This is a genomic window from Paenibacillus contaminans (assembly GCF_003285015.1).
Taxonomy (GTDB): Bacteria; Bacillota; Bacilli; order Paenibacillales; family NBRC-103111; genus Paenibacillus_V; species Paenibacillus_V contaminans.
Window position 1 is genome coordinate 1 of the sequence record NZ_QMFB01000025.1, and the last position, 12,463, is coordinate 12,463.

The 12,463-nt window shown below is 51.5% G+C and carries 7 protein-coding genes and 11 tRNA genes; 17 read left to right on the top strand and 1 reads right to left on the bottom strand.

What is annotated here, in order from left to right; translation table 11 throughout:
• Positions 1 to 99 precede the first annotated feature (99 nt).
• The 11 genes from DQG23_RS30665 to DQG23_RS30715 all read left to right on the top strand — a co-directional run bounded on the left by DQG23_RS30665 (position 100) and on the right by DQG23_RS30715 (position 1,097).
• Positions 100 to 175 (top strand) — tRNA-Phe (locus DQG23_RS30665).
• Between the two features lie 18 nt (positions 176 to 193).
• Positions 194 to 269, top strand: a tRNA-Thr gene (locus DQG23_RS30670).
• 8 nt (positions 270 to 277) lie between these two features.
• Positions 278 to 363 (top strand) — tRNA-Tyr (locus DQG23_RS30675).
• A 4-nt stretch (positions 364 to 367) separates the two neighbouring features.
• Positions 368 to 441, top strand: a tRNA-Trp gene (locus DQG23_RS30680).
• 12 nt (positions 442 to 453) lie between these two features.
• A tRNA-His gene (locus DQG23_RS30685) sits at positions 454 to 529 on the top strand.
• A gap of 36 nt (positions 530 to 565) precedes the next feature.
• Positions 566 to 640: transfer RNA gene (locus tag DQG23_RS30690), tRNA-Gln, on the top strand.
• Between the two features lie 7 nt (positions 641 to 647).
• Positions 648 to 722: transfer RNA gene (locus DQG23_RS30695), tRNA-Gly, on the top strand.
• A 6-nt stretch (positions 723 to 728) separates the two neighbouring features.
• A tRNA-Cys gene (locus DQG23_RS30700) sits at positions 729 to 802 on the top strand.
• Positions 803 to 809: 7 nt separating this feature from the next.
• Positions 810 to 895: transfer RNA gene (locus DQG23_RS30705), tRNA-Leu, on the top strand.
• Between the two features lie 21 nt (positions 896 to 916).
• Positions 917 to 993, top strand: a tRNA-Arg gene (locus tag DQG23_RS30710).
• Positions 994 to 1,014: 21 nt separating this feature from the next.
• Positions 1,015 to 1,097, top strand: a tRNA-Leu gene (locus tag DQG23_RS30715).
• 152 nt (positions 1,098 to 1,249) lie between these two features.
• Here DQG23_RS30715 and DQG23_RS30720 read toward each other — a convergent pair.
• Positions 1,250 to 3,346, bottom strand: a complete 2,097-nt coding sequence (locus DQG23_RS30720) for an alpha-galactosidase (RefSeq protein WP_113034859.1) — start codon at positions 3,344 to 3,346, stop codon at positions 1,250 to 1,252.
• Between the two features lie 102 nt (positions 3,347 to 3,448).
• On the opposite strand from DQG23_RS30720, the gene DQG23_RS30725 reads away from it, so the two are divergent.
• The 6 genes from DQG23_RS30725 (at position 3,449) to DQG23_RS30750 (ending at position 12,359) form a co-directional block, all read left to right on the top strand.
• Positions 3,449 to 4,321 carry an AraC family transcriptional regulator gene (locus tag DQG23_RS30725; protein WP_113034860.1) on the top strand — a complete coding sequence of 291 codons (873 nt, stop codon included), beginning with the start codon at positions 3,449 to 3,451 and terminating at the stop codon, positions 4,319 to 4,321.
• A 111-nt stretch (positions 4,322 to 4,432) separates the two neighbouring features.
• Positions 4,433 to 5,029 carry a DUF6630 family protein gene (locus DQG23_RS30730; RefSeq protein WP_113034861.1) on the top strand — a complete coding sequence of 199 codons (597 nt, stop codon included), beginning with the start codon at positions 4,433 to 4,435 and terminating at the stop codon, positions 5,027 to 5,029.
• Positions 5,030 to 5,380: 351 nt separating this feature from the next.
• Positions 5,381 to 10,009, top strand: coding sequence for a DUF4838 domain-containing protein (locus DQG23_RS30735; RefSeq protein WP_113034862.1), 4,629 nt, complete (start codon positions 5,381 to 5,383; stop codon positions 10,007 to 10,009).
• Positions 10,010 to 10,336: 327 nt separating this feature from the next.
• Positions 10,337 to 10,960: a YhbD family protein gene (locus DQG23_RS30740; protein ID WP_113034863.1), complete on the top strand. Its 624-nt coding sequence runs from the start codon at positions 10,337 to 10,339 to the stop codon at positions 10,958 to 10,960.
• A gap of 11 nt (positions 10,961 to 10,971) precedes the next feature.
• A complete protein-coding gene (locus tag DQG23_RS30745; protein WP_113034864.1) occupies positions 10,972 to 11,655 on the top strand; it encodes a hypothetical protein in 684 nt (227 codons plus the stop codon).
• Between the two features lie 23 nt (positions 11,656 to 11,678).
• Positions 11,679 to 12,359: a hypothetical protein gene (locus DQG23_RS30750; RefSeq protein ID WP_113034865.1), complete on the top strand. Its 681-nt coding sequence runs from the start codon at positions 11,679 to 11,681 to the stop codon at positions 12,357 to 12,359.
• The last annotated feature ends 104 nt before the right edge of the window (positions 12,360 to 12,463 follow it).

Sequence of the window (12,463 nt, forward strand, 5' to 3'; positions counted from 1 at the left end):
GTAGAGGCCTAACATGCCTGCCTGTCACGCAGGAGACCGCGGGTTCGAATCCCGTCAGCTCCGCCATATTTAAACTTAAAGTCTTTGAAGCCTGAAATCGGCTCGGTAGCTCAGTCGGTAGAGCAGAGGACTGAAAATCCTCGTGTCGGCGGTTCGATTCCGTCCCGAGCCACCATTTTTGATAATTGAATATGCCGCTGTAGCTCAACTGGTAGAGCAACTGACTTGTAATCAGTAGGTTGGGGGTTCAAGTCCTCTCGGCGGCACCATGTTTCATGGAGGATTAGCGAAGTGGCCAAACGCAGCAGACTGTAAATCTGTTCTCGTCCGAGTTCGGTGGTTCGAATCCATCATCCTCCACCATTATAGGGGCATAGTTTAAAGGTAGAACAAAGGTCTCCAAAACCTTTGGTGTGGGTTCGATTCCTGCTGCCCCTGCCAGAAGAATATATGGCGATCGTGGCGAAGTGGTTAACGCACCGGTTTGTGGATCCGGCATTCGGGGGTTCAATTCCCCTCGATCGCCCCATATCATTCTTATAAGTGTAAGATCATCAGTATATAATGGGGATTAGCCAAGCGGTAAGGCAACGGACTTTGACTCCGTCATGCCCAGGTTCGAATCCTGGATCCCCAGCCATTTTCACGCGGACGTGGCTCAGCGGTAGAGCATCGCCTTGCCAAGGCGAGGGTCGCGGGTTCGATTCCCGTCGTCCGCTCCATAATATGGCGCCATAGCCAAGAGGTAAGGCAGAGCTCTGCAAAAGCTTTACCCCCAGTTCGAATCTGGGTGGCGCCTCCACCTACTTGCCGGAGTGGCGGAATGGCAGACGCACAGGACTTAAAATCCTGCGGGGGCGACCCCGTACCGGTTCGAGTCCGGTCTTCGGCACCAGAAGTATGAAGTAATTAGTTTGTGCCCTTAGCTCAGCTGGATAGAGCGTTTGACTACGAATCAAAAGGTCAGGAGTTCGAATCTCTTAGGGCACGCCATCTTTGCAAGTTTTATCATATGCCGGTGTGGCGGAATTGGCAGACGCGCGCGACTCAAAATCGTGAGGGAAACCGTGGGGGTTCGAGTCCCTTCACCGGCACCACATCCAAAAGAACAGTCCTTAAGAAACGATCATTCGTTCTTAAGGATTTTTTTCTATTTAGAAAAGCAGGTACGTTAACGTCAAATAGCAACATTAGGGGGCAGCCGGCCAGCTGCCCCTTTCTTTGTTTTCAAAATACGTTTGCTGCGGACTCATCCCTCGACAGCGTAGGAATACAGCGAGAAGGACAGAGGTGCCGGCAATGCGAAACGAAAGCGTCCTTCGGAATCCGGAGTTAGGATTTCCGGTTCGCTCTGCTTCGCGAGAACGTCCGGTCCTGCCGTTCCGACTATCTTATTAAGCCGAATCCGCTTCCGTTCCAATCCCCAGAGCTTCAGGCTGTGGGATTCGTCCTCCGTCAGCTCTCGAAACACGATCAAGTATCCCTCGTATTCGTTACGCACCGATTGTAAACCTGTCCAACCCGTTCCCGATGGCTCGAGCCCCACGGGCAAAATATGTCCCGACAGGATTGCCTTGTGATGCGGCGCCACGAGTCGAATGATCTGAGACAAGAGTTCGGCATCCGTATCGCTCAAGCCGGAAAGCTCCATCCAGGCCAGCGGATTGGAAAACAGCGTGGCGCCGAAGCTGTACAATATTCCGCAAGCGTTGGGCGACAAGGGATCGCCTCCATATATCCCGCGATTCCTCCGGACATTAAGAAACTCGATCTGAAGTTTTCTGGCAGGAACGTATTTGCATAACATCCACAGGTTTCTAAGCGTCCAATGGGGGAAATAATTGCCTACATCCGTGTATCGGTTTTCCAAAAACAAGCCTCCATATTGAGTCCTGCCAAAGTATCCTAAGCGCACCTGTGCGGTTGTATCCAGATTGAAATAAACGCGGTTGCCGGATTCGAGTACGACTTTGCGCATCATGTTCAACAGACTGCGTTCCCCCCGCTTGGAATGAAGCTGAATGCCGTCTAGTTTGAAATGACAAATGTTGTATTTCCTATGCAGATTGATCAAGATTTCGGCGTCTTTCTCCCAATTTACGAAGTTGTCCTCCGAATCCGGGGAAAACCATAAGCACAACCGGATGCTAAGCTGCTCCGCCCTGGTGGAAAGCGGCTCGAAACCGTTTGGCAATCGTTCCGGATGAGGGGCCCAGAAATCGGCGGCATAGGTATGATATCCGCTCCAACGTCCTCCTCCCGCCTGATCGGCGTGTATAGAGTTCATCGTCGCGCCGGATTGCCAACCATCGTCGATCTGATAGTGGGTCACTCCGAGGGAGGCAGCGATTTCAAGTTCCTTAAGCAAAAACGGTTCACTGACCCGTCCATCCCTTGACCGGTCTCCCCAATTGTTGCACATGAAGAAAAAGTCTCGTTCCGGCCGGTCTATGTGTATCTTTCTGGCATAAGTGTCAAGTAAAGCATATCTGGACGCTTCGTGCCCGTCATATACACCGATGACGCATCCGTAAGCAGGCATAAACTCACCGTCCCAGGATTCTTCAGGAGAGAGCCCTGTGCCGAGCACGTAAAGACCGAGGCCGACGAATGCAAAATCGGGCTCGTTTCCGCCAAGTCTCGCAAACGGAGTCGGTCCCTCTTTGATCACCAATAAACCGCTTGAGCGAAGCGACTTTTCAATGAATGCGATGTTGCCGTCGCAGGTGTCGTGTCCACGCGAGAATAGCAGGGCGGAATCGGTTCGAACGAGATTGTTATGATGATCAGTGACATCGCTCAGCTGGATGATCTCATAGCGGCTGTGCTGTTCGGCTAGCGGGAGATAGCCGATATAATCATCGTACTGCGTCTCCGACGGTTGCTTGTTTTTGCTCCATGCTTCGGGAATCATAAGGGCTCGGGATTCGGATGAATGGCTGGAATCGGCCGACAGCCGTTTCACAGAAACCTCATGCTGCACAAACGCGCTGCCGGGGTAAACTTTCCATGTATTTCGGACAATGAGAGACAATGCATTACAGATGATATCGACTTTCGCGTAAATGTGAAAATCTGCAATGCCGAGGTCGTTATCGAGATCAGTGGAAATATACATAACATCGGCCGCAAACTTCTTCAAGCCAGGCAGCTTGAACATCGGAGCGATATTCCCCGGCTGCAGCCATTCGTCACCGTTCTTGATATTTCGGATAGATACGATCCGCGGCATCCCGCCCTGCAGGTCGAAGGTCTGCGTTATAAGCGCATTTCCTATAATAAGCTGACCCTTGTCCACCTTTACATAACAATCTTCGTGCGTAAACAAATATTTTTCGCTGCTCATCGTTTTCCCTCTTTCTTTGTTTTTTGTTTATAATTAACTACAATGTATGCAATAGAACCATTGGCATCAATGGGAAATTCGTGATCGGGGTGGGAAGAAATTGTGGTATTAGGCTCGTACGGCTACCGGTATCTTGAAGCCCCCCGGGCGGAACTGCTGCGGCTTATGTCGATTGGCCGAGATTCCATTGCGGAGCCGGAGTATTTTTGGGACGGTATGAAGCGCGAAGGGGACGGCGTTATTTTTCAATATACGTTGTCGGGGGAGGGCCGCCTTGCCGTTGGCAATCAAACCTATCGTGTGGCAAAGGGACAAGCGTTCCTCGTAACGGTTCCGGGGCGGCATCGTTATTATTATGAGTCGTCGGCGGCAGAAGCTTGGGAGTTTCTGTGGATTCGCTTGTCGGGCGCGCAGGTTTCAGCTGTGTGGGAGGAATGGCTGGGAGCCGAGGGGCCGGTCGCCGACTTTCGTTCGGATTCCGAGACTATTGTCAAGCTTGCAGCACTCTACGAGGATGCGGCTGCTGGTGCGTTTCAAGATATGTGGGAAGTATCCGTACGGTTGTACGACTGGCTGCTGACGCTTCTGAGGCGAATGGTGGAGAGTCCCATAACGCGGAACGCGATCCCTGAGTCATTTTCACGGACGGCGGTTTGGATGGAGACACATTATTCGCAAGATATATCCCTCGATCAATTGGCGGAGATGGCGAACGTGACGAAGCACCATTACTGCCGGAAGTTTCAGGATTACTACAGAACCACCCCGATTCATTATTTGCGCAGAAAACGTGTCGAGGCCGCGGCATTTTTGCTCCGGCAAAGCTGCCTGCCGATCGGAGAAATTGCCGGACAATGCGGGTTTACGGACCTCGGTTATTTCGGGAAGGTGTTCCGTCAACTTGTCGGGACGTCGCCGTCGAATTATCGCTTATCCAGAATGGCTGAGCCTGGCGATAACCTTAAGCTTCTTTAAAACCAGGTTTCATAGGACGGGTTTCTCTAGCGAGTGTGAGGAGAACCGGTTAAAGTTTATGGTTATGGCTCGAACAGCGTATGAGTCATATTCAAGAAGGAGGAAAATGAAATGGGCTGGGCTCGATGGTGGGGCAAACGGAAAAATAAAACCGCTGCCGAAGCCGTTCCGCAGGTTCAGGGGCCGACGATTTTCGAAAAACGCGAGGCCTTACTGGCATTGAGCGGGAAGCTTTCTTGCGGCATAGGCACTATCGCGGAAGAAGTCGTTCAGGCGACGGATCATCCAGAGAGGTATGTGGAGTTATGGGGAGATAGGCTGATAAACCGGGGGATCGAGGAACCGATACCGGATTTGGCCTGGATAGCGCTTGTAGATGCTTTGGACGAGCAAGGACTTGTGCGGGAAATCGATTGGAAGCAAGATGCCGACAACATCCTGTTTGCCGTTCACTCGCTGCTGGATCGCAGAGGCTGGCTGCAGCCGGCGGCGGAACGGGGCCTGGAACAGGCAATAAGCCCGGGCGGCTATACCTTCGATCATTTGAGGGAGCTGCATGAATGGCTGCGGCCTCATGGCATCGTTTTGGGACATCTGGACATCAATAGTGACAGCTATGTACTCATTGTCGTTCAAGAAGATCAATGTGAAGAAATAGAACGGTTGGCCGAGACAAGCGGGCATAAATTTTACGGGAGCTTTCAATAAGCAGGTGATATGGTCGAGAGTTCGTTTATCTCAGAGCGAATGCGAGGTTGCTGTGAGCAGGGCAGAACATGATTTCGTTTAACAAAAGAACCTTCATTTCCACTTTACATAGTGGTATTGAAGGTTCTTTTTGTATCATTTATGGGATTCGCTTACTCGAGCAAAGGGGGGATGCGTGGAAGCATGGGAATAAAGTAGCGGCGGGTATTGTCGTATGCACGGCCTTGCGACGAGCAAGCAGGCAGGTTTGTAATGCATAATATGTCCATCTATATGTACGAAATGTTGAGAAATCGGCTTGTAAAATGCTTAATCTGAAAGCGTTCACAAATTTATCTAAGGAGGAAAGACATGTCTCTGGCATGGAAGAGGAAATCTAACAAGGTCGTTATCTTGCTTATGGTATTTTGCCTCGTCTTTTCCGCATTCGGATCGGCGTCGTACGGCATTGCATCGGGTGAGGAGCTAAGCGGTTCGGGGGCTGAAGGAGCTTCTGCTGCGGGATCAGCCGTTTTTTCCGATTTGGCCGGTCATTGGTCGGAAAAACAGCTAAAGGAATGGGCATCATCAGGGATCATTCAAGGATATCCTGACGGCACCATGAAGCCCGATCAAGCGATTAGCCGCGGTGAAGCGCTGGCGATCGTAAACCGTTCCTTTGGTTTCAACGACCAAGCCGAAATCGATTTCAAGGATTTACAGAAGGATAGCTGGGTTTACGAAGAGGCAGCCAGAGCGCTCAGGGCAAAGTATCTGGATGGTTTTGAAGACAACAGCATTCAGACGGAGAAGCCGATTACCCGGCAGGAAGCCGCAAAAATCGTCAATCGGCTGTTGGATCGGGACGGTACGGAACAAGACTCTGGGGAGACGTTTAAAGATGCCGGACTGTTCCCGGCTTGGAGCAAACAAGCGATCGAAGCCGTTGCAGCCGCTAAAATTATTGAAGGCTATGAAGACGGCAGCTTTCGTCCCGATGCTTTGATCACACGCGCCGAGCTGATCGTCATGCTGGACCGTACGTTAAAAGCGGTACGTACAGCGACCTTTGATGAAGCCGGTACTTTTGGGCCTGAGCAGGGCGTTCGAGTCATTACTGGAGACGTGGTCGTAGCTGCAGCCGATATAACGCTTCGGAATATGAAAATTACCGGAAGCTTGCTTCTGGCGGAAGGAATCAAGGAGGGCGATGCTACACTCAAAAATGTAACGGTGCTTGGAAAGACAACGATCCGGGGTGGCGGAACGGAAAGCATTCATCTGCAGGACAGCAGCTTGGGCGAGATTATCATCGAGAAAAAGGATGGAACCGTTCGAATAGTTGCCGAAGGGAAAACCATTGCAGCAATTGTTTACGTGAAATCAAATGCGCTGCTGGAGGAGTCGGGTCTGACGGGACAAGGCTTCGTGAAGATATTGGTCACCGATTCGCAGCTCGAAGGACTTAAGCTGACTTTGAAAGGGGCATTCGAGCAAGCGGATATTTCTTCTCCGCAAACGGCAATCGAGCTTGCTTCCGGCAGCCTTCAGCTTCTGCAACTGCTTGATGGAGCCGATGGATCGACTCTCCATATCGGTGCAAGCACGATTATCGGGAAGCTTGTTTTGGATGCACTGCTTAATACGTCCGGTCAAGGCACGATTCAAACCGCCACGATAAACGGCAAAGGAAAAGGCTCGACCTTTGAGAAGCAGCCGGACGCGGTGAACGGAGAAGGAGCGGCGACGCCGTCTCCATCGTCGAATAACGGCGGCTCCCAAACGACAGCGCCGACGCCATCACCAACCGATACGCAAACGACAGCGACGCCGACGCCATCGCCAACCGATACGCAAACGACAGCGACGCCGACGCCATCACCAAGTGATACGCAAACGACAGCGACGCCGACGCCATCGCCAAGCGATACGCAGTCGACAGCGACGCCGACGCCGTCACCAACCGATACGCAATCGACGCCAACGCCAACTCCTACTGCAACGCCTGCCAATGGGCTAGAGGTTGTGAAGAACGGTCAGGCAAATGCTACGGTTGTCGTTATGGATGCGCATGCGAACGAATCGTTGAATCCGAGTTTTGCCTGGAGCTATCTTACGCCGGCAGTGCTAGCGCAAAAACTCGTGGAATATATCCAAAAGTCGACGGGAGTCGCGCTTCCCATTGTAACCGGTGAACCGGCGGATTATGACGGCTTGAAAATTTACGTCGGCGGCAGCAGCGCAGAGGAGAGCGATCAGCATCAGCTGGTGCTGCAAACGCTGAATGAACAAGGCTTTATCATCGATTCCCAAAACGAGCACATTACGATCGACGGCAACAATTTGGGCGGTCTTGAATACGGTATTTATGACTTCCTCGAACGTTATGTAGGGGTAAGCTGGTTGATGCCGGGGCCGGACGGCGAGGATGTTCCGCAGCACTCGACGCTTGCCATTCCACACAATCTTGTTCAAGACGAGCCTAAGACGCTTTCCCGGTATATGTATTTGATGTACGTTCCGGAAGTTTTGGAATGGCAAAGGTTCATGCGGACCGATTACAACATTTTGGCGCATCATAATTTATATGAGTTGTTCGATCCTCAAGTGTTTGCCGATCATCCGGAATATTACGTAGGAGGGGTTATTCCAACCAGCTTGGAAAGCTGGCAGCCATGCTTAAACGATCAAACGGCACAAGCCGCTATTGTGCGGATTAACGATTATTTTACCGCCAACCCATCGCATACTACCTATTCTTTGGGAATTAATGATTTAGGACAAGTGTATTGCGAGGCGCCGACAAGAAAAAATTCGGTCGGGTACTGGCATATGTCCGATATTTACTATCCTTGGGTGAATAAAATTGCAGAGGGCGTACTGGCGCAGCATCCGGACAAATATTTCGGCGTACTGGCATACAGGGAAATGTACGATCCGCCGATGAATGAGGACGGTACCCCATTCAAGCTCAATCCGCATGTAGTTCCTTTTATTACGGACGACCGTATGACTTGGAAAGATCCGGATCTGGGGGCAGTTGGGATGCAGCAGACGGAAAAATGGCTCGAGTCGGCGACGAAACTTGGTTATTACGAGTATTTGTACGGCTCTCCCTTCAACCTGCCTAGAACGTACGTCCATCAAATGGCAGACAACTATAAATACGCACAGGAGCATGGCGCGATCGCGCATTTTGCCGAACTGAACCCGAATTTCGGAGAAGGGCCTAAGCCTTGGATCGCCGCCAAGCTGCAATGGAATGCGGATCAAGATGTGGATGCTTTGTTGCAGCAGTGGTATGAGAAGGCGGTTGGTGCTGAAGCCGCGCCGTATTTGGAGCAGTATTACGACCATTGGGAGCAATTTTGGACGACTCGGATATTCCAGTCGGCGTGGTACCTGAACTGGAAAAATCAATCCCAGAGAAGCAACTATATGAATATATTCGAGCACTACTACCTTAAAGAAGTCACCAAGGAAGAGCTGGCCGACAGCCGCAGCTTGCTGGAACAAGCCGTAGCCCATGCAGGGACCGCTCCGCAAAAGACGAGGGCTGAGCTGCTGCTTCGCGCATTCGAATACTATGAAGCTTCGGCGTTAAGTTTTCCGAAAGACAGACCGGTAACGCCGGCGAATGAGCAGGCCGCTATGGAGCTTTTGGATGATGTGATTAAAAGTTATGAAATGGGAACGAAGCGCAAACAGCTTTCGGAGGAATTTGTCGGACACCCTGTGCTTGATCAATCGTTAAACTTTTGGAGCGGTACATGGGATGGCGTGCAAAAACAAATGATTTATGCGCTGCAGCTTTACACGGCAACCGAGCCGGAGAACGGTCCCGTGCGTCAGGCGTTGAAAGAGTTTTTGAAGGGGATTCCGGAGTTCAAAGGCATTATTGAGCAGATATCCGCTTATGCGGTCAAAACGGATGCAGGCAAATCGACGATCCTGCAGTCGCTTGATTTTAGTTCCGGTCCTTGGACAGCCGCCGAGCCATTCTCCGATTTTCTGGTTTTGGAGACTTTAGCTAGTCCGCCTGTCGAGACGAAGGTTTATCTGCTGTGGGATGACGAGAACCTGTATGTGGGGTATGAGAACTTTTTTGACGATGAGGACGATCTCGTAATAAGCGACGATGCGCCTGGCGGATGGTGGAGCAGCGGCTACGACGATTCGAATGAAACGTATATTACCGCAGATCCGAATTCGGAGTTCAAAGGCTTCTTTACCAATCCGAAGGCCGTCAAAATCGTTTACAAAAATACTGGCGGAGGTCCGGTTTTAACGACGGATTCCAGCTGGGAGGCCGCCGCAGTCAAAAAAACGGATCGTTGGAATCTCGTCCAAGTGATCCCTTTTGCCAGCATCGGCATAAACGATCCGAAAAACAACCGTGACTTGCAAGGTTTCTTCATGCGCAATTACATTGGAGCAGCCTACTGGATAGGCTGGGGCGGAGGCGCTCCCTGGCAGGCCAAGTATTTTAATCCGGTGCATCTCGTAGACAGCAAAAATCTGATCGGCAATCCATCGTTTGAAGAAGGCTCCGGAGATGTGCCGGATCCGTGGAACACCTACGTGATTAGTCCTTCGTACGTGAAGCGGTCGGAGAACATCTCGATGACGGGGAGTTATAGCCTAATGGTGGACGGCTTATGGGGAGGAATGAGTGCTTATCAACGATTACAGTCGGCTGAGCCCGGCAAATACAAAGCTTCCTTCCGCTATTTCATTGCGGGAAATACCGTTACGGACGGTAAAGTTCAATGGTTTACCGACGTGCACAACAGCACGGAACGGCTGGATCATGTGGAATCGGAGAAAGTTCCGCTGGATTGGACGAAAGGAATCTGGAACTACTTCGAATTCGAATATGAGATCAAAGAAGATTATAACGGACAACCTGCGGAGAAACAGGTTTTAGGCATCGGAATCTGGGATATGGCACAGGGCGAGAAAGTGTATCTTGACGATGTGTCGGTGTATAAGATCGAGTAGTAGGGAATGAGTCTTTACCGAAAGCGGTTGAGCGAAGCAAATCGGCTCAGCCGCTTTTTGATTTGGCAGGATATTCTCCGCTGATTGTCCAACAGGACAGCGCAACCGGCGGCAGGACTTTCGTAAGCAATTCAATGTGCAGGCAGCAGGAACGCCTCGCGTTCAACTCGGTCTGCAGACGGAGAACACTTTCAACCTGTCGTCCCTGTTCGCGAGCGGCGGCGATTTGTATACTGAGATAGCGGATACGATAGGAAACGTGAGTTGATCATTTTTGCCTTTACAACGTAACAGTGTTATGTTACATTTTTCTCGGAGGAGATGGTCATGGAACGTGAGCTAATATCGAAGAAGGATCTTCTCGAGTTGACCGGCATCTCATACGGGCAGCTGTACCGCTGGAAGAGGAAGCAATTGATTCCCGAGGAATGGTTTATCCGGAAATCGACGTTTACCGGACAGGAGACGTTTTTTCCTAAAGAGCTTATGTTGTCGAGAATCGAAAAGATTATTCATATGAAGGACGATTTGTCGCTGGATGAACTGGCCGATAAGCTTTCCCCGCTGCTATACGATATCCATCTGCGCAAAGATGAGCTTATGGAGCGAAACATTGTTTCGAAGATTATCCTGGAACGCTTCGGAAGCCGATTCGTTGAAGACGGCGCCTTTTCGTTCGAAAGTTTGCTGTTTCTGTTCACGGCCGACAAGCTGCTGCAGAACGGCGAAATGAGCATGGAAGAGGCGGGGATGCTGCTGCAGACGCTCGGGGAGCAGTTTTCGAAGCTTCAAGGAAAGCCGTGCGACTTGTTTTTTATTCGCAAGATGGGCGTCGCGGCATTCGCTTTGCTGGTTATGCCCGGCGAGCTTTATTTTGAGAGCGGTGTGAAGATTGTCGCCCGGTTGTCGATGACGGCATGTATCGAGGAGCTAAAAAACAAGCTGTCGTAGGAGGTGCGGTGATGGACGAAACGAAGCTGCCGGATTTGACAATCAATGGCATGGGAAAAGCGTCCGGAGGTAATTACCGTAAAGTGGAGATCGAAGGAATCGGGAGCGCTGACGGCGATGTAAGCTGCGAAACGTTCCGGGCGAACGGGGTCGTCACGATCAAAGGAAACGTTCGAGCGGGTCATTTTGAAATGAACGGCAAAATGAACGGAGAAGGAAGCTTGTCCGCTCATTCGGTGGTCGCAGAAGGACATCTTAATCTCCGGGGCCGAATGCACGGCGATGAAGTGAAGCTGAACGGTTACGTCAAGCTTCAGGGCGACTGCGAAGCGGAGCGTTTTTATTTGAACGGCGGCTTTACCGTCGAAGGGCTTCTCAACGGAGGCACGATCGATATCGTGCTGTACGGCCGGGGGCAGGCGAAAGAAATCGGGGGCGAATCCATCCAGGTTCAAAAATCGCGCAATCCGTCCGGATGGAGCCGGATGTTTGCGTGGATCATACCGGCTTTTGAGCCGCATTTGTTTGCAGGGACAATCGAAGGGGACGATATTCGGCTGGAGGAAACGACGGCGGATACGGTTCGCGGCAATCGCGTTTACATCGGTCCCGGCTGCAATATAGCGCGAGTCGAATACATCTCGGAGCTTGTCGTACATCCCGATGCGAGCGTAACGGAGCAATTTCGGAGCTAGAGCCGGGGAGGAGGGGCTGAGAAATGGCGAATGAAAGCAAACGGAGCGTGAAAATAACCGGAACGGGCTCCGCTTCCGGCGGCGTTTTTCATCATGTCAGAATCATGGGCGAAGGCCGCGTGCACGGCGATATCGCTTGCGAGGATTTCAAATGCATGGGTAATTGCATGGTCGGGGGAACGCTTCAAACCCGGCGCTATCGCCTCCAAGGCGAGGCTGTCATAGGCGGGGATATGCAAGCCGGCATCTTGACGGGGCATGGACAGATTCAGGTGAAAGGAAACATACGCGGACAATCGATAAAGCTGACCGGACAGCTTACCGCAGGCGGTGCTTGCGAGGCCGACAAGCTTAAGGTGAACGGAGCGATCGACATTCGCGGGCTTGTGAATGCGGAACAGCTTGATATCAGCTTATTCGGACCTTGCCGGGCGAAGGAAATCGGAGGGGGGCGCATTACGGTACGCCGAAGCAAATGGATAGCCGTAAAGCAAATGCTCTCGCCGCACGGAAATGCGGAGCTGCAAGCGGATTGTATTGAAGGCGATGACATATACTTGGAGCATACGAAAGCGGATAGTGTCAGAGGGAATCATGTAAAAATTGGTCCCGGCTGTCATATCGCTTTGGTCGAGTATCGCGATACGCTGCAAACCAGCAAAAGCGCCACCGTGCTTCAAGAACGGAAAATGTTAAGCGTGTGACGGGCAGCGTCGGGTTCGATATGCAGGCGGCTTGACTGACCACCCATGCAAGACCGATGCTCGTGGGGCGCATAGTGGAGCCGAAACGAGGTCTGACCGCTGCC

Coding starts and splice junctions, on each gene's coding strand:
- DQG23_RS30720 (WP_113034859.1), bottom strand. CDS start 3,346: ATGAGCAGCGAAAAATATTTGTTTACGCACGAAGATTGTTATGTAAAG.
- DQG23_RS30730 (WP_113034861.1), top strand. CDS start 4,433: ATGGGCTGGGCTCGATGGTGGGGCAAACGGAAAAATAAAACCGCTGCC.
- DQG23_RS30735 (WP_113034862.1), top strand. CDS start 5,381: ATGTCTCTGGCATGGAAGAGGAAATCTAACAAGGTCGTTATCTTGCTT.
- DQG23_RS30740 (WP_113034863.1), top strand. CDS start 10,337: ATGGAACGTGAGCTAATATCGAAGAAGGATCTTCTCGAGTTGACCGGC.
- DQG23_RS30745 (WP_113034864.1), top strand. CDS start 10,972: ATGGACGAAACGAAGCTGCCGGATTTGACAATCAATGGCATGGGAAAA.
- DQG23_RS30750 (WP_113034865.1), top strand. CDS start 11,679: ATGGCGAATGAAAGCAAACGGAGCGTGAAAATAACCGGAACGGGCTCC.